The sequence below is a fragment of the Cerasibacillus terrae genome (genome assembly GCF_008039555.1).
Taxonomy (GTDB): Bacteria; Bacillota; Bacilli; order Bacillales; family Amphibacillaceae; genus Cerasibacillus; species Cerasibacillus terrae.
In genome coordinates, this window is record NZ_VDUW01000005.1 from 66,447 (window position 1) to 84,593 (window position 18,147).

Below are 18,147 nucleotides of genomic sequence, written 5' to 3' on the forward strand. Positions count from 1 at the left end.
GTGCATAATAAATCTTCCTCCTTTGCCAAAATATACTTGATTCTAATTTTTCTTCTCCTTTATACACCAATCCTTTTCTTAATTTTTTATTCTTTTAATAGTGGTGGAACCATGGGGAGTTTTAAAGGTTTTACATTGGATTGGTATAGAGATTTATTCAAGGATATGAGACTTTTTCTTATTGTTTTAAACACATTTGCAATAGCCATTTTATCTTCTCTGGTCGCGACAATAGTCGGTATCTTCGGGGCGTTAGCCATTCATTCTTATAAACAGAGGAAAACGAGGAACACCCTCCTTTCATTGAATAATGTCTTGATGGTTAGTCCAGATGTTATTATTGGTGCATCTTTTTTAATCTTATTTACAATTGGCGGAATCAAACTCGGCTTTATTTCTGTACTTTTATCCCATATTGCTTTCAGTATTCCGATTGTCGTCCTACTTGTTTTACCAAAACTAACAGAAATGAATCCAACATTAATGGACGCAGCTCGAGATTTAGGTGCAAATAATTGGCAAATTTTAACGAAAGTCATCTTACCTTATATCACACCAGGAATATTTGCTGGGTTCTTTATGGCGCTAACCTATTCCTTAGATGATTTTGCAGTTACCTTTTTCGTTACAGGAAATGGTTTTTCTACACTTTCTGTAGAGATTTACTCTTTAGCACGGCGCGGGATTTCCTTGAATATCAACGCATTATCTGCTGTTTTATTCTTATTTACAATAGCACTCGTGATCGTGTACTTTCTTTTACAGCAACGAAGTAATCTCAAAACAATGGGGGTTCGTAAATGAGAAAATTACAGATTCTTTTCCTATCAGGCCTCCTTGTATCCGCTGTAATCTTGTATTTTATTTTTCATTTTAATCAATATCAAGGTCATTCCAGCCAAAATATCCTCACCATTTTTAATTGGGGTGACTATATTGACCAAACATTGATTGAGCGTTTTGAAAAGGAAACAGGAATAACAGTTATCTATGAAACATTTGATTCGAATGAGGCCATGATGACAAAAATTGAACAAGGAGGAACGACCTATGACATTGCTGTTCCGTCTGAATATATGATTGATAAGATGCGTCAAGAAAAATTACTAATGCCTTTAGAACATGAAAAATTGCCAAATTTAAAATATATTGATGAACGATTTATGGACCTTCCCTTCGATCCAGGAAATAAATATTCAATTCCATATTTTTGGGGAACGGTTGGCATCACTTATAATACAAAACTTCTTCCTAACAAAGAATTTAACAGTTGGAATGATTTATGGGATCCGGCTTTAAAAAATGAAATCATTCTCATTGATGGCGCTCGTGAAATAATTGGCATGGGATTAAATAGTCTTGGATATTCTTTAAATGATACAAACCCGAAACATTTAAAGGAAGCATATGAAAAATTAAGTCAACTAACACCGAATGTAAAAGCTATTGTTGGCGATGAAAATAAATTACTCATGCAAAACAATGAAGCAGCCGTAGCTGTTATTTGGTCAGGAGATGCTGCCGATATTATGTTTGAAAATGATGCGATTGATTACGTCATCCCAGAAGAAGGATCTAATCTATGGTTTGACAACATCGTCATACCTAAAACAGCTAAAAATGTGGAAGCAGCGCATCAATTCATTAATTTCATGCTTGACCCAAAAATAGCAGCCCAGAACACCGAATATGTAGCTTACTCCACACCAAATAAGGAAGCATTAAAATATATCGATTCAGAAATGGTGGAAGACGAACGCTTTTATCCACCACCAGCACTAACTAAGAAGTTAGAAGTATATGAAAACCTCGGGAAAAAGAATCTTGCAACCTATAATGATTTATTTTTAGAATTTAAAATGTATGGAAAGTAATGATATTTGATGTGCGGTTCTTCATGGGGGATTGTTAGCTGCGGTAAAGCAGCTATCAATCCACTTCCTTTCTCGTTTCATGTATAATCACAGTATATAGCCAGCCAAAGGAGTTCGAATATTAATGATTGAAGTATATACGGATGGGGCAGCGAATGGAAATCCAGGGATAAGCGGTGCAGGAATTTATATCAAGGCAAATAAAAAAGAAGAAAAACACGCGATCCCTCTAGGTAGTTGTTCTAATCATGAGGCAGAGTTTCATGCTGTGATAAAAGCCTTGGAAATTTGTAAAGAAAAATTTCCTAATGAAATCCTTTCCTTCCGTTCTGATTCTAAAATTGTTGTGGATACGATTGAAAAAGATTTCACAAAAAATAAAACTTTCCAGCCATTACTTGAAACAATCAATACAGCTAAAAAGGACTTTCCTTATTTTTTTATCAAATGGATACCAAATCAGGAGAACAAACATGCAGACATATTAGCAAAAGAAGCAATTCAAACACAACTTCATTAGACAAATAAGACTAAGATTCCAACGATTTTCCCCATCAGAATCTTAGTCGCACATATTTTCTCCACGGATTTATTTGTTTCATGTAATATTTAAGTTATTCCAGCTTATTGCTTTTAAGCAACTGATAAAGTGAAACTTCAATCAGTGGAAGCTCTCTTCATCCCCCACTGATTGTTAGTTGAACGAATCGGGCTTTTACTGGCTGTTGATCCTCCACTTATAATTCCTCAGCATCTTGAATTCTTGATATGGAGGTCTTACAGCCAGTTAATCTGCGGTAAAGTGAAACTTCAATCAGTGGGAGCTCTCTTTATCCCCCACTGATTGTTAGTTGAACGAATCGGGCCTTTACTGGCTGTTGATCCTCCACTTATAATTCCTCAGCATCTTGATTTCTTGATGTGGAGGTCTTACAGCCAGTTAATCTGCGGTAAAGTGAAACTTCAATCAGTGGAAGCTCTCTTCATCCCCCACTGATTGTTAGTTGAACGAATCGGGCCTTTACTGGCTGTTGATCCTCCACTTATAATTCCTCAGCATCTTGATTTCTTGATGTGGAGGTCTTACAGCCAGTTAATCTGCGGTAAAGTGAAACTTACATCATAAAGAACTCAGCATTCTCTCAAGAGGAGTACCTTCACGAATTATATCTTCTAGCTCATAAACAGAAATCGGGAACATTGGAATTCCTACATAGTACGGTGTTATTTCATAAAGTTGATAAAATAATACAAGTGCTTTATCGGCTATATAGTAATCTTGATTCGACGAAACCATAACTTCCTTATCTTCAAACACATCAATATTTCTCTCTTGAATTTGTTGTTTGACATTCCTTGTTAACACTTTTTTATAATCACTATTCGACTGAAACAGTTCATGTAATTGATAGTTTTTGCCTGTCTTTACATCAAAATTAAGCGACTTTACCAAAGTCAAACCATGTGCATGGTAAGCGGCATAAGCATAATTAGTGAACAGCAAACTAAGTACATTCCGTTCATTCGTCTTTATTTCAAACGTCCCAAGCATTTCTTGAAATTTATCGGCACCTTGTTGATCAAATTGATCTTGCCATAATGCCTGGACAGTTTCATATATTTTCTTATTTATTTTTTGCTGAACAGCTAAATTAACTAAACCAACAACTTGTGGGTAATAAATTTTTATTCCATTATATTGAATCACCATTGTCTGAATGGATACAGGTAATACTGGTTGGAACATGTTATTCCCCCTTTTTTCACTATGTAATAGCATATTCACATAGGAGAAAAATGTCCATATTATTATTTAACAGCAAAAAAATACAGACAGGAATCCCCATCTGTATCTTGAAGTTTATTTTTCTAAAAAATGATAAATCCTTATCAAAGATAATCTACTGTAATTCAATAATCCGCTGATTCCTACTTCCACGAAACAATAATGACAAATCCCTTTCTGCTAAAATAAATTTACCATCCACTAATACATCGCATATTTCAAGCAATTCTTTTTTATATGGATCTCTAGAATTGATAATTTCCTCATATGTAAAACCACTATAAATCCAAATGTTTTTACCAAGATCCTTAATTTTTTGTGCTAAATCCACTAATTGTTTCGCCTGAATAAATGGTTCTCCACCGGAAAAGGTTACATCTGTTAGTGGGTTACTTGCCACTTCCTCAAAAATTTCATCAATAGACATTTCCTTTCCATTCGTCATTTTCCAACTAGATGGATTATGGCAACCTGGACAATGATGTGGGCAGCCGGCAAAGAAAATAACGGTACGGAGTCCTTCACCATCTACTACGGAATCATGTAAAATGTTCATCACCTTCATTGATGTTTAACCCTTTCTTGTTCTTCACGATATTTTGCAGAATTCCACTTTGTCATATCTCCGACCAAGTATCCGGTAATACGTCTAATTCGTTCAATTAAATTTTCATCTTCATTTTTACATTCTGGACATGCATTATCAATAATTCCCACATGTCCACACGCTTTACAACGGTCAACTGGGTGATTAATGGAGCCATACCCCATATTCGCTGTTGCCATTGCTTTTACAATTTGATCAAGGGCTTGGGTATTTTTCGAAACATCTCCATCACATTCAATATAAGAAATATGTCCTGCATTACATAATGCATGAAAAGGACCTTCCTTATTGATTTTGTCAACTGCTTTAATTGGATAATATACAGGGACATGGAAAGAATTTGTATAATAATCGCGATTGGTGACACCAGGGATTTTACCAAATTCGGCTTGATCTCGTTTTGTGAATTTCCCTGATAACCCTTCTGCTGGTGTTGCAATCAAAGTGAAATTCAAATGATGCTTTTTGGTTGCGTCATCCATCCGTTTTCGCATCATACGGATTATTTCTAGTCCTAATTCATAGGATTCTTCATTTTCTCCATGATGTTTTCCTGTTAAAGCAACTAGGGCCTCTGCCAGTCCAATAAATCCTAAACTTAATGTCCCGTGTTTCAACACTTCTTCTAATGTATCTTCTTCTTTTAGGGTTTCACTATCTTTCCACACATGTTGACTATATAGAAATGAGAAATTCTTTGCTTGTTTCTTTATTTGAAAATCAAATCGGTCCAACAGTTGATGAATGCCGATATCGATATAATGATTTAATTGATTCATAAACATGTCCACTGTATTGGATGTCAAAGCGATTTTCACTAAATTGATAGAGGTAAACGATAAATTTCCGCGGCTAATACTATTTTCCTCTCCATGAACATTAGACATCACCCTTGTCCGACATCCCATATAGGACACCTCTGATTCTGGTGTGCCATCATAATACTGTGCATTAAATGTGGAATCAATAAAACTAAAATTAGGAAATAATCGTTTAGCAGTTGTTTGTAATGCTAATTGATATAAATCGTAGTTCGGATCATTCTCTGAAAAATTGATACCTTGTTTCATTTTAAAAATTTGAATTGGAAAAATTGGCGTCTCACCATTTCCCAAACCAGCCTGTGTTGCAAGCAATAAATTTTTAACGAGAAGACGTCCTTCTTTCGATGTATCTGTTCCGTAATTAATTGAAACAAATGGAACTTGCCCGCCCCCTCTTGAATGCATGCTATTACAATTATGAATGAAAGCCTCACATGCTTGATACACATCTTTCTCCGTTTCTTTCCAAGCCTGTTTTGTTATTTCTTCATCTGTCCATGTCGTTGGATAAGAACGTATTTTTTGTAAATGCTTTTCAAATGTCTTGCGCACATATGGTGCCAAATCAAAATCAAACATCGGATAACTTTGCCCACCATGTTGCATGTTTTGATTCGCTTGAAAAACAATTGACGCCAATGCCATAGCACTTGTAATATTTGCAGGTTCTCTCATATGACCATGCCCTGTATTAAAGCCATCCTTTAATAATTTTCCCAATGGTATCTGACAGCATGTCGTTGTCCCTGTTGTATAAAAATCCAAATCATGTGGATGTAAATAGTTTTCTTCAATTGCTTGTCTTACTTTCGGATGTAGTAAAAATTCCTTTGCATAATACTTACTACTTTCGGATGCGAATTTCCCCATCTGTCCCATTGGTGATTGACCATCTACATTCGCATTCTCTTGAAGTAAATCTTGATTTTTCACCTCAACAATTTCTGAAAAGGTAGCAACCAATTCACTCTCTTGTTGAATATTCTCTGCTAATTTTGCCATCCCTTAATTCCCCTCCAAATTATCTTCACCGAATATCTAGATACTATATGTAGTATTATAATAATGAAAAACACTATATATTGCATATGAATTAATGGTAACATAAAAAAGAGGGAACAAATGTGAGGGAATAGTGAAGTTATAAGTAGGTTTTTCCACTATTTTCATTACTTTTGTGAGATATGTAACGAATCGAGGAAAATGGAGAAATTGCTAATAATTCATGAGATCCCTTTTCTATTTCTATACGGTTTTGAGAATGTAGGATATCCTATCATGACCAAATCTCGGATTCTTTCCTGTATCGGGAACGTGGGGACTGCGCCGCGTTACCGTTTTTCGCTTTCTTGGCTGTTTCGGGCACGCGGCAGCATCCACCGTTACCGTTTTCCGCTTTCTTTACTGTTTCGGGCACGCGGCAGCATCCACCGTTACCGTTTTCCGCTTTCTTTACTGTTTCGGGCACGCGGAAGCATCCACCGTTACCGTTTCCCGCCTTTTTTACTGTTTCGGGCACGCGGCAGCAAGCACCGTTACCGATTTTCGCCTTTTTAGATGTTCCGGGCACGCGGCAACGCCCACCGTTACCGTTTTCCGCTTTCTTTACTGTTTCGGGCACGCGGCAGCGTCCACCGTTACCGTTTTCCACTTTCTTTACTGTTTCGGGCACGCGGCAGCATCCACCGTTACCGTTTTCCGCCTTTTTTACTGTTTCAGGCACGCAGGAACATCCACCGTTACCGTTTTCCGCCTATTTTTCTGTTTCGGGAACGCGGCAGCATCCACCGTTACCGTTTTTCACTTTATTTACTGTTTCGGGCACGCGGCAGCATCCACCGTTACCGTTTTACACTTTGCCCACGACATAATCTGCTTTCTCATCAGGACAACATTGGGAAACATATATATCTTCAGCTGGAAAATAGCGATTCTCGTATTTTTCTAAAATCATGGACCAATCTCCAATATACGTATCCCTTTTAAGAACTCGCTTCAGCCTTTTTTCTTTTGAAACATGTAAATATATAACATAATGAAAATAATCTCTTAATAAAGGGCGCTGGATAAACACTCCTTCTATAATGAGGATGGTTTGATTATCAATATCTAGCTGCTTTAGAAAATAGTTATCTTGAAATTTATCATAGATTTCAACGGTACAATGGATTTCCTCGCCAAGCTGAATTGGTTTTAAGATATTTTTAAGTATATAATCATAACGCCATTGTAAATAATAATAACAATGCCAATCAGCTTTCTCATGATTGTATCGAATACGCTTTGGATGAATAAAATCGTCCATATGTAGTAAAACCACTTTCATCCCTTTTGATATCAAGGCATGCTGCAAACACTTAGCGCACGTCGTCTTCCCTGCTCCACCAAGTCCGTCAATCCCAATAATAAATGGTTTGTTTTTTTCTCGTTGATGGACAATATCACGAATAATCGTTTCCATATAGAGACCTCCACATTCTCTTAAAATAAAAAGCAGTCACAGTCTCAATACAATTCCTATTTTCTTCAAAATCATCTAGCTCATATTTTTATCAATATTAAATCCTTCTCTTTTCCAAGAAATTACCAATCATACTCCCATTCTTCTCTAACTATTTCATACAAAGCCAATAAACCATTTTCCAAATCTTCATTTGTTTTTCCAGTGATATCCCAGCCAACTTTTGGAAAAACAATTTTCGCCACGTCTCCGGTTAATGAATAGCGCTCAGAGATAGACAGGCTAGGGAACCGTTCACTATAAGTTTTTAGTAGATTCCAGTCCTTTTCTTCAATAGATTTTAATGCCCAATCTTCTACCGGGTAATTCTCTGTAACGATACCACGTTTTTCTATTTCTTTTTCAATTGGGGTCATTTTTTTCTTCCCTTTCTTTTTCCTTTCATGAACAACAATGGTTCCTCCAACTAGATCACCAATTCGCTTATGTTTCGGATGAAAGAACACCATGACCATCCCAATAAAATAACCAAAAGGAAGTATGTCTATGATACGAAGAAGATTACGAATGATACTTGATAAAAAAGTAATGCCATGGCCATTTTCGCGAATAACACGAATTCCGATAATCTTTTTTCCTATTGTTCTTCCGCCAGTGAAATATTCCATGAAAACAAAATATCCCCATTGAAGCAAAAATAATATGATGATAACAATTCCAGAAAAAACCGATTCTGCATTAGGTGAGAAAAAGAAGAACGATTCTGAACCTCCATGCATCATAAAAATAAATGATAAAAAAATCACAATGTTTACGATTGTTAAAATAGAATAATCAATGATAACTGCAGCTGCCCTACTCCCTAGACCAGCTAATTGGAATTGTAATGACACAAATTCCGGTGTTTTAATACCAATTTGGTCTTTCCCCATTTTCATCCTCCCATTTCTAAAAATTTCCTAAAAGATATTTCTATTTTCCGAAAATGCGATTATAATAGATAAAGATGCATTCACTTAAAATTGCATGCCATTAAAGAAAAACTAACACCAGGAACGGAACATGTTTTTTCGCTTACACAATTTTTGAAACGAATCATACAGATTAAAAGAGGTGTTTTATGAATATCAAACAGTTTGTTCTTCAACATAAAGATAATTGGGAACAACTAGAACATTCGATTCAACATTTACATAAAAGAAAACGACGAATTTCTGGTAAAGAAATTGATCAATTTCATCAATTATACCAACAGGCGGCCCAAAATCTTTCCTACTCACAAACCTATTTTCCAAACAATGATGTGACCGCTTATTTAAACGGACTTGTTGCTAAATCACATAATCTATTATATAAAGACCAGGTTACAAGCACGAGGCAAATAAAAGTTTTTTTCACAATGACTTTTATAAAACTACTACTCGAACAACGAACAGCCGCTATTATTGCTATGCTTTTATTTACACTTGGTGCAGCAGGGGCCTTTTTCGCGGCTCTTGAAGACCCTAAGAATCTTACGGCCATTCTACCACAAGAAATTTTACAAGGAGTTGATCCCGAAAGCCTTGGCGAGGGAAATCAACAAGTTCCCGCTACTATGATGTCAGCAAGTATTATGACAAACAATATTCAGGTTGCCTTCTTAGCTTTTGCTGGTGGAATCACCCTTGGCTTATTAACTGTCTATGTAATGATTTATAATGGCATTATTATCGGTGCTCTTGCTGCGATATTTTGGCAACATGGGAAATCATATGTATTCTGGGCGTATATTTTACCACATGGTGTCATTGAATTAACCGCCATTTTCATTGCTGGTGGTGCAGGTATACTAATGGGTTATAAATTCTTTGTACCAGGAAATTACTCTAGAATGTATCAATTAAAAGTCCAAGCAAAGCGCTCTGTTCAGTTAATCATCGGTACGATCCCATTATTTATTATCGCTGGAATCATCGAAGGATTTATTACACCGGCAAACATATCACTAGAATTAAAATATTTGGTTGCTTTCCTAACCCTCATTGGCCTTATTCTATATGTATGGATTGGGAAAAGAAAATTACTAGCTAAAACAGAAAATCCATAAAACAAGAGGATAACTCCTTCTCATTCTAAGTAAGGAGTTATCCTCTTACTTAAATCAACTGCCGATTCAATACATCCATATAAAGAGAAACGGCTGTTGCTGCTAATTTTTCCTCACGCGCCTCAATCATTAACATGCCACGTCTTTCCCACTTTGCCTTTTCGTTTCGCTTAAAAAGTATTTGCTTTTGGGCCATGCTTTTTTGCATTGTCTTTTCAATATCAGTTGGTTTAATTTGTACAATCCGTTGCAAAACATGGTCCTGAATCCCAATCATTAAAAATAAATGGCGTTGTCTTAAGCGTTGTAAATAGATAAGAGCATTTCTTTCATATAAAAAAGTACGGACATCACTAAATAATAATAGTAAACTACGCTTTTTTTGATGGGTTTCCACATAGGATAACACTTGAGCATAATTTGATTCCACTGGATCAACTTGAAGGTCATAGACTGCATGGAGAATGGTTTGTAGATGATTCATTCCCTTTCCAGGTGGAACAAAAACTTTCACTTCTTTGGAAAACGCAACAACAGATACATAATCCCCTTTTTCAAGGGCTGCAGCAGCTACTGTCATTGCTGCTTCCAATACCTTTTCCAATCGATTTCCCTTAGGTAATTCCGCGCCCATCATCCGTCCACAATCAATTAAAATCGTTACATATTTCCCATGTTCTGGTTCATAATCATTTGTCATCACTTCTTGGAGTTTAGCCGTTTGTCGCCAATTAATTAGGCGTGGGTCATCCCCAACAACATAATGGCGAATTTGTGCGAATTCACCCATACCACTTTGTTGTTTACGAATGACTGTTCCTTCATATAATAGATATTTTTGGGTATCCTCTAAATATCTTTTTGTCTCGGTTAAATCAGGAATTACTTTCACTTCTTCGGTCATATCGAATGTGATTTGCCTTTGCCACAATCCAAGAAAACTTCGGATTCGTACATATAATTTCCCAACCTCGTACTTACCTCTTTCTGCTGCCATTGTTTCGTAGGTATGTATTACGGTTGATTTCGCTTGACATTTCCCCTTTACTGGAAAAACTCGTTTAAAAGTTTTCGGTAATCCATCTACCATCAGATAGGAAAAAGGGTGTCGAGATTTATTGATCACACTCACTTCAATGGGATAGACAATACCTCTTTCCATATCCTTGGGAAAGTTTCGCTCGCATATCACATCTTTTCGTTTCGGTAAATAAAACAAATCGATGAAAGTTCCTAACAGAAAAAGAATATTAATAGAGAAAATCAAATACCAAGGAATCTCTATCCATATTCCGAAACCAATGAGTACAATAGAGAAAATCCCGTATAAGAGTAATAAACGTGCTGAAGGGATGATTCCCCTATCTTGGAACAGGAATCGAGCCCACCATTTCTTCAATAATTTGGTCAATGGTCGCTCCCTCCAATTCTATATGTGGGGATAATTGAATTCGATGTCTTAGAGCAGGCTTTACAACCACTTTCACATCATCTGGTGTCACATAGTCTCTCCCTTCTAAATACGCCCATGCCCGGGCCGCTTTTCCAATTGAAATTCCAGCTCTTGTACTTGCACCAAAACGAATCTCCTCTGTTTCCCGTGTTCTACGGACAATTTGTAAAATATATTCATAGATAGAATCTTGTATCATTACTTTTTCCATCTCTTTTCGTATCAATAAGAAGGTATCCATATCAAGCAAGCTAGAAAGTGATTCCTTTTGAAAATCATTTGTAATCACTTTTTCTAACACCTTTTTTTCTTCTTCAAATGATGGAAAGTCTATCAATAATTTAAATAAAAATCTATCTTGTTGGGCCTCCGGAAGAGGATAAGTCCCTTCAAATTCAATTGGATTCTGTGTCGCCACAACAAAAAACACGTCTGGTAATGTATATGTTTTCCCTTGAATGGTTACTTGCTTTTCTTCCATCGCTTCAAGAAGAGCAGCCTGTGTTTTCGCAGGTGTCCGGTTAATCTCATCTGCTAGTAAAACATTCGTAAAAATAGGTCCTTTCAACGTTTCAAACGAACCCTGTTTCATGTTATAGATCATACTTCCCGTAATATCACTTGGTAGTAAATCCGGGGTAAATTGAATTCGCTGAAAAGAACCTCCCAAAAGGTCAGCCAATGTGCGAACCATCTTCGTTTTCCCTGTTCCTGGCACCCCTTCTAATAACACATGACCACCCGAAACAATGGCACATAATAACAACCTTAAATTCATCTGTTGCCCTAAGATACGCTCTTCATAGCGCTCTAATAATGTATGGATTTCTTGTTTCAATACTCCTCCACCTCTATTCGTAATTGGTCTAATCTTTTAGACCATAATAAATATTCTTGTTTACTAATATTTTTCTTATTTAATACATCTGTTAACCTAACTAGGAAAGATTGAATAGCCTGTTTATCCTCTTGTTTCCATTTTTTCTTTAGCACATCCTCCATATCAATCCATTCCTTTTGATATGGAATATGCCAACGATCTTGAAGTAATGTTTTCACATAATCTGCTTGAATCACGAGTGAATCATGATAATTAGCCCCGCGTACATACCAAGCAGCTAACGCACGGATTCCCTCATCACTAAATCGAACCGTATCTTCTCGCACCGTATAAATTGGTCCAAAGCGTTTTCCGCGATACCATAGGCCTAAAATGGTAAATATTCCACCTTGAAGTAACACAAGTAAGAACCACAGTGGATAGCTCTCATAAATAGATAACTCTTCGTCTGCCTTATGTATATATTCATCAAACAGGATTTTATCTACTGCTGCTTCATTGATTAATTGAATAATGAGCGGAATATGATCATGTTTTGTGATCATCCCGTTTTGTAACCAGTTTGGAGTAGTAGCCACAATTAACTCTCCTGCTCCAAAGTTACGCTTTAAGGCAATAACACCATCCACATCATATAATAGTTCCTTATCACTCACTTCAGTCAGTAATCGATATGTTGGAAAATCAGCGTTAAACTCCTCTTTATTTTGATTAAGAATTTCTTCACCGTTCGATACAGGAACCAGCTCTGTATCTAATTCAAATAAATCTTCCGGATTCTTACTAAACAGAAGAATCGTATTTCCTGTTTCCATAAACTCGATATATGCTTTCTTCTCGTCTTCGTCTAGCATGGAAACTGGTTCAACCATCACCAATAATTGATCCTCTTCAGATACTAATTTATCTGGAGAACGTGACCATCTCTTCACATCTTTTTCTCGATGCAAATATGTATAAAAAGCTTTCACACCAGTGGGAGAAGGAGATTCGGAAACATATGCAGGATATTCCTTTGGTTTACTCGGTTGTAGAAAAAAACTTCCGATGAAAAACAATGCAAGTAGAATCACAAAGCCGATCCACAATCGTTTATTTCCTAATGGTTTCACCCTTTCATAACACTCCCTTCTCCCTCCCCTGATTTCTGTAACCTCTTCATTACCTGTTTGCGATAATCCATATATTCCTCTTTCGTTAATTTCCTTTCTCCATAGGTTATTTCATCAAATACTTTTGCCATTCGATAAAAAGCCTCTGCCCACTCTTTATGAACACTTTTTAATTCTGCATAATATTCCCAATTTGTTTTCCAAATACGCCTTTCAAGCCATTCTTGTTCATGAAAATATAAAAGTAGTGCTAAAAACAAATGTCGTGCTGCCAATGTATACGCTTGTATATCTTCTGTTCTTTTAGCTTCTTGAACATGCATTTGATATGTCCAATCTTTCTCAGCCAAATTTTGTAAAGGAGACCGGTCACGCAATCGCTTATTCTTACCCCGATATCGTATGAAAAAGTAAATTCCAATCCCTATTAAAATAATAACTACCAAAAGAATGATAACAATAATGAAGTTCGCAACACTGCCTGCCGTCTCTGCAGATGGAAACAGCTTCATGAGCTGTTCAACCAGCCATTCTTTTGCTTTATTCCATAAGGAGGCCAACAAGCCTTCATTCTGTTGATTATATACACGGTACTCCTCTTTACGAAGTATATCTGCTATTTGTTCTTTCGCCTTTTCCGCATCAAGCATGCACCATCACCCAACTTATTCCGTCTTTTCATCATAATCTGCAATCATATCTTTTAAGTCATCTGCATCGTGACGGATTTTTAAATCAAAGAACATGACAGCATAACCTACGGAGAAAATCAGAGTTGTAAACATTAAAGCGATATTAGTAAGAATGGAATATAGGACACTAGTTCCTAAAACAAGACCAACCGTCATTTCTAAAACAGCAGTAATCACCATGATAATTAATATGAAAACAATATAAAGCCCGAATGTCTTCCATGCTCTTCCCTTTGTTAATCTCCAGCTTCTACCAAACCCAGGTGTTCCTTCACGAAAGACAACCGAACCAAAATAAAAACTCCAACGTGTAAACAATAGACCAAACCCAATCACAGCGCCAAGAATAAATAAAATACCAATGATAAACCCTAGAACATCTGCATTAGCTACTAAAACGAAAATTAAAACAAACCATACAATCAAAACAACAAATGTAATAGCAAACACTATTAAACCAAATAAAAGCGTACTCCCTAACATTCCACCATAACGGGAAAAAGTTTGCTTAATAATCGCTTTTAAAGCAAATTCCTCACCTTTTCGAATCCGGTCAACCATCAATAGGATACTTCCACTAACCATTGGTCCAAGGAAAATGGTTAAAAACCCAGCAACTGTGTCACCGGCCCCTATTTCTGTTTCAAGAGAGCCGTCCTCCAAATTCATAAAGATATCAGAGAAATTTTCAGAAACGGTCATATCCCTTATAAAATTCACTCCTGATGATAATTCAATCAGTGCCTGCAATAGATAAACAGGACCCATAAACAACAGCATGACCATAAAGAAATCCTTGAAATGCGTTTTACTTAAACGAAACGTATGATCTAAGATTTCACCAAACGATTTCGGCCTATTAAACTTCGAATCTCGCATACATTAACCTCCTAATTTTTGTCTTATCTTAAGATTATCCTATTTGGGTATTTTCTGTCTATAGGGATTTAGCAATATTTTCCTTCCCATCCAGAAATAATCACCCACTTATATTCATACGATAAGGAATATGATTAGATTCATTTTATTTTTCATTTTAAAAACTTGATTAAAGCAAAAAGAGTAAAGGGTTCATTCATTGTCCCCTTTACTCTTAAAATTGTATGGATTTACATCAATTGATTACACCTTTACTTCACGACATCCATATCGAATTTATCGATAGCTATATCCATATTGTCATCTGTTAATTTTTTAAAGGTTTCTCCTTGTTCTGATGAAATTTCGAGGAAAACTGGAATCGAACTATCTGATTCTAGTACACCAGCTAGTTCTTCAGGTAAATCTACCTCTAGCCCTTTCCATATGTATTCCCCGTTCTTTTCACCAAGTGTTAGTTTAAATGACATATTCTTTATTGGATCATCTAGCCGGTTTACTCCTAAAAAAAGAATGGCATCCCTACCATCTTCATACGTTACAATGTCAAGTGGATATAGAGTAAAATCATTCGGATAGCCTAACTTCGGATCTGATTCAACCAAATCCTGTAACTCACTGTAAATGGGGGAATTTTCAAAAGTCAAACCAGCCTCTTCATCTGCTTTTAAAATTTGTAAATTCAAATCTTCCATTGTCTCTTCATCCGCTTTTTTCCCAATTGACATACTACATCCCGATACAATCAGCATGAACACCATGATACTTGCTAAAAGCAACCTCTTCATCGTTCATCTCTTCCTTATTCTTTTTAAATTCTTAAAAAGCATAAAACTGAAATTATAGTAATGCGGCACGATACCGCATGACCGAATACGCTCAAATTCAAAATTTCGGGAACGCGGCCCGCTGTCACATACTCAATATATAATGTATGTAACAACCTTCAAGTCGTGCCCCGTATTTTTAATCTGTTTGGATTTTCTTAAAACACCTTTATTAAAACTTATTCCCCCAATATCTCCCTCGTTTTATTTAAAATTTCTTCATCTTTTAACCGAAACTTAAATTCTACTCTTCGTGATGCATCTGCTGTATAATTCCCTTTTTCATCTGTTCGTTCATCAGCATATGACTTACTATTTACGGTCAGCTTTTCTTCTAGTTCTTTTTGTATTTTTTTATCTGGAAAAGAATCTCCTAAAACATATTTCGCGACACCTAGTGCACGTTCTTGTGCTAATTCTAAATTGTATACATAAGAGCCATCACGGTCTGTATGTCCTTCGATAATAACTTCAGCAATATAATCCTCATAACCACTTTCTAATAAGACATTTAAATACTTTGGGATAAATGCATCCAATAATTCATATGCGTCTGGATGTAAAGTAGATTCATTGTAGTCAAATAAAATTTCCGTCTGAAAGATAATCGCACCAGTCTTTTCATCTACTTCAATACCTTTATCCAAATCACTAAATTCATCTTTTAAATCATTTACCAATTGGGAGCGTACACCCATGATTTGATCCAATGTCTTTTTCATATCCTTAATTTGTATCGATTTGATCACCATCATAATTATAAAAAACAGCATAAAACATAATAAAATCGTCGTCAGTAAATCGGTAAATGACGGCCAAAATTGCCCCTCTTCCTGATTAGTTTTGAGTAATCGTTTGTATTTAGAATTCATCTCGGTTCATCCCCACTGGATTATCGATAGAAGATGTTAGCTGACGAGCTGATTGCAACTCTCGGTGAAGTGATTGAAACTCACGACCTAATTCTTGCAAAAGTTGCTGAATAGAGCGGAAATAATTCCGCTGCATTTCTTCTGTCATCCGGCCTATATCCATCACTTCCCGCTTCATGCCTTCCCCTGTTCTGTCCATCGAATCACCAAATTGTCGTACTACATGATCTAACCGGTCACCAAGCGTTCCTTCTAAACTACTGATATAGTTAGAAAGGCTATCCTTCAAGACTCCAACACTTACATCTAACTCTCTTTCCCGATTATGAATGGATTGATTTGCTTGAGATGTAGTCGTTTGAATCTCTTGGATTAACTGATTATTCTTCACCCCTAGTTGCTCATAAGTATTAGAAGCCTCTTGGATATGCTTTTCAAGCGCAATAGACTGTGCTCGATGATTTTCCAAATGACGGCTAAACTTCCGATTAAATTCCTCTAATTCTTGAAAACGATTGGACAATAAATGCTTATATTCCGCCTGTGTTTGATTAATTACCTCTAATGCTTGTGGTAATTGATTAACCGCACCTCCAAGCTGATTGAATCCTTGACGGAGATCTCCTAAATGAGAGGAAATTCCACCAAGTTTCGCACTAACATCATTTCCAAAAATACGTTTAAATTCTTGATTATGCTGATTCATCATATCGACAAGTTCTGTCTGTTGGCTTAAGAAATTGTCATATGATTGACGAATGGATTCCTGTTCCTCTTTTACTGCCGTCACAAAGCCCTTTAAGTCCTCCATTGATTCCTCGAAATTTATAAAAGCCTTCACTTGTTTATCCACAGTGTCTTGCACCTTTTCATTCGTATGTTCAAAAGCCGCAATCATCCGTTCGTTTTTTCGGTCCGCTTTTTTAAAATATGTAAACAAAGAAGCGAAATTTTCATTTAACTTATTTGTCCCTGCACTAAAACCCTCCGTCACTATCTTCATCTGCTGAAATAACTCTTGGAAATCCTGTAAATTTCCCGACAATCCTTCATTAAAAGCGGCCAAATCCTTTGCAGATTGTTCTAGACCCGTCGTATAATCACGAAATCCTGTAAAGGAAGCAACCATTTCTTGAAGGGATTGTTGATTCGTCTCTTGCAGACTGTGGATTGCCTGATGAATCGTTTCAGAAACATCAATCAAACGATTCATCCCGTGCTGTTCATCCCCTTCTAAAAGAGACTCTACCACAAGCATAATATCTGTTAACATATATTCCGTATTCAATATTTTGATGAGCAAAGTCGTGACCAATGAAAATGACATCCCGACAATACTTGTATAAAAAGCAACATCAATCCCCGATAAAACACCTGCCACATTTTCAATCATTGCATCCCCGCTAATGTCCATCTCACTTAATGAGATTGTTAATCCGATAAACGTTCCCAATACACCGAGTAAAATAAAAACAGAAACCATACTCTGAATCATTTTAATCAAATGAATGACAGGGATATGAAAAACTCGCCAATCCGAAAACCGCTCCTGAACAAACGTCTCCACATTAATAGATTCTTCCTGTTGTCTATTATCAAATACTTTTCTAAACTCCTTTAATGGTTCCATGTCCATTCGCCCTGTTTCTTTTACATACTGTCTGATTTTTTTCAGTTTCACAAACAAAAGTAAATGAATAGCAACCGTTAATATAAACACAACAAATAAAACGATAAAAATCAATTCAATCATTGGACTCGTTAAAATCGCTTCTGCCTTTTCTCTACTTGTAAATAGTTCAAGGATTCCTTGCACCATTTATTTGCCTC

18 protein-coding genes are annotated in these 18,147 nt (G+C 36.3%); 4 read left to right on the forward strand and 14 right to left on the reverse strand.

What is annotated here, in order from left to right:
• The 3 genes from FHP05_RS08820 (at nt 1) to FHP05_RS08830 (ending at nt 2,394) form a co-directional block, all read left to right on the forward strand.
• Nucleotides 1–804, forward strand: a complete 804-nt coding sequence (locus FHP05_RS08820; RefSeq protein WP_147667191.1) for an ABC transporter permease — start codon at nt 1–3, stop codon at nt 802–804.
• Nucleotides 801–1,874 carry an ABC transporter substrate-binding protein gene (locus FHP05_RS08825; protein WP_147667192.1) on the forward strand — a complete coding sequence of 358 codons (1,074 nt, stop codon included), beginning with the start codon at nt 801–803 and terminating at the stop codon, nt 1,872–1,874. Before FHP05_RS08820 ends, FHP05_RS08825 begins: the two co-directional genes overlap by 4 nt.
• A gap of 124 nt (nt 1,875–1,998) precedes the next feature.
• Complete coding sequence (locus tag FHP05_RS08830; protein WP_147667194.1) at nt 1,999–2,394, forward strand: reverse transcriptase-like protein; 396 nt, start codon at nt 1,999–2,001, stop codon at nt 2,392–2,394.
• A 600-nt stretch (nt 2,395–2,994) separates the two neighbouring features.
• Here FHP05_RS08830 and FHP05_RS08835 read toward each other — a convergent pair.
• The 6 genes from FHP05_RS08835 to FHP05_RS08860 all read right to left on the reverse strand — a co-directional run bounded on the left by FHP05_RS08835 (nt 2,995) and on the right by FHP05_RS08860 (nt 8,484).
• Nucleotides 2,995–3,621 carry a DUF3298 and DUF4163 domain-containing protein gene (locus FHP05_RS08835; protein ID WP_147667196.1) on the reverse strand — a complete coding sequence of 209 codons (627 nt, stop codon included), beginning with the start codon at nt 3,619–3,621 and terminating at the stop codon, nt 2,995–2,997.
• A 154-nt stretch (nt 3,622–3,775) separates the two neighbouring features.
• Nucleotides 3,776–4,225, reverse strand: a complete 450-nt coding sequence (nrdG, locus tag FHP05_RS08840; RefSeq protein ID WP_147667198.1) for an anaerobic ribonucleoside-triphosphate reductase activating protein — start codon at nt 4,223–4,225, stop codon at nt 3,776–3,778.
• Nucleotides 4,222–6,093 carry an anaerobic ribonucleoside triphosphate reductase gene (locus FHP05_RS08845; protein WP_147667200.1) on the reverse strand — a complete coding sequence of 624 codons (1,872 nt, stop codon included), beginning with the start codon at nt 6,091–6,093 and terminating at the stop codon, nt 4,222–4,224. The genes nrdG and FHP05_RS08845 overlap by 4 nt, the downstream gene beginning before the upstream one ends.
• A gap of 274 nt (nt 6,094–6,367) precedes the next feature.
• A complete protein-coding gene (locus FHP05_RS08850) occupies nt 6,368–6,814 on the reverse strand; it encodes a hypothetical protein (RefSeq protein WP_147667202.1) in 447 nt (148 codons plus the stop codon).
• Nucleotides 6,815–6,940: 126 nt separating this feature from the next.
• Nucleotides 6,941–7,552, reverse strand: a complete 612-nt coding sequence (locus FHP05_RS08855; RefSeq protein ID WP_147667204.1) for a nucleoside/nucleotide kinase family protein — start codon at nt 7,550–7,552, stop codon at nt 6,941–6,943.
• Between the two features lie 122 nt (nt 7,553–7,674).
• On the reverse strand, nt 7,675–8,484 hold the full coding sequence (locus tag FHP05_RS08860; RefSeq protein WP_147667206.1) for an RDD family protein: 810 nt from the start codon (nt 8,482–8,484) through the stop codon (nt 7,675–7,677).
• A gap of 188 nt (nt 8,485–8,672) precedes the next feature.
• On the opposite strand from FHP05_RS08860, the gene FHP05_RS08865 reads away from it, so the two are divergent.
• Entirely contained in the window at nt 8,673–9,641 is a 969-nt protein-coding gene (locus tag FHP05_RS08865; RefSeq protein ID WP_147667208.1) for a stage II sporulation protein M, read from the forward strand.
• 49 nt (nt 9,642–9,690) lie between these two features.
• Here the strand turns inward: FHP05_RS08865 and FHP05_RS08870 are convergent, their stop codons facing one another.
• From FHP05_RS08870 to FHP05_RS08905, 8 genes are all read right to left on the reverse strand, one after another.
• Complete coding sequence (locus FHP05_RS08870; protein ID WP_230973971.1) at nt 9,691–11,052, reverse strand: DUF58 domain-containing protein; 1,362 nt, start codon at nt 11,050–11,052, stop codon at nt 9,691–9,693.
• Complete coding sequence (locus FHP05_RS08875; protein WP_407923431.1) at nt 11,003–11,872, reverse strand: AAA family ATPase; 870 nt, start codon at nt 11,870–11,872, stop codon at nt 11,003–11,005. Before FHP05_RS08875 ends, FHP05_RS08870 begins: the two co-directional genes overlap by 50 nt.
• A gap of 56 nt (nt 11,873–11,928) precedes the next feature.
• A complete protein-coding gene (locus tag FHP05_RS08880) occupies nt 11,929–13,047 on the reverse strand; it encodes a DUF4350 domain-containing protein (RefSeq protein WP_147667212.1) in 1,119 nt (372 codons plus the stop codon).
• Nucleotides 13,044–13,697 (reverse strand): DUF4129 domain-containing protein, encoded by a 654-nt coding sequence (locus FHP05_RS08885; RefSeq protein WP_147667214.1) that lies wholly within the window; start codon nt 13,695–13,697, stop codon nt 13,044–13,046. Before FHP05_RS08885 ends, FHP05_RS08880 begins: the two co-directional genes overlap by 4 nt.
• A 15-nt stretch (nt 13,698–13,712) precedes the next feature.
• Nucleotides 13,713–14,618, reverse strand: coding sequence for a hypothetical protein (locus FHP05_RS08890; RefSeq protein ID WP_147667216.1), 906 nt, complete (start codon nt 14,616–14,618; stop codon nt 13,713–13,715).
• Nucleotides 14,619–14,869: 251 nt separating this feature from the next.
• Nucleotides 14,870–15,406 (reverse strand): hypothetical protein, encoded by a 537-nt coding sequence (locus tag FHP05_RS08895; protein WP_147667218.1) that lies wholly within the window; start codon nt 15,404–15,406, stop codon nt 14,870–14,872.
• A 218-nt stretch (nt 15,407–15,624) separates the two neighbouring features.
• Nucleotides 15,625–16,317 carry an OmpA family protein gene (locus FHP05_RS08900; protein ID WP_147667219.1) on the reverse strand — a complete coding sequence of 231 codons (693 nt, stop codon included), beginning with the start codon at nt 16,315–16,317 and terminating at the stop codon, nt 15,625–15,627.
• Nucleotides 16,307–18,136 (reverse strand): MotA/TolQ/ExbB proton channel family protein, encoded by a 1,830-nt coding sequence (locus tag FHP05_RS08905; protein ID WP_147667221.1) that lies wholly within the window; start codon nt 18,134–18,136, stop codon nt 16,307–16,309. Before FHP05_RS08905 ends, FHP05_RS08900 begins: the two co-directional genes overlap by 11 nt.
• Nucleotides 18,137–18,147: the final 11 nt, after the last annotated feature.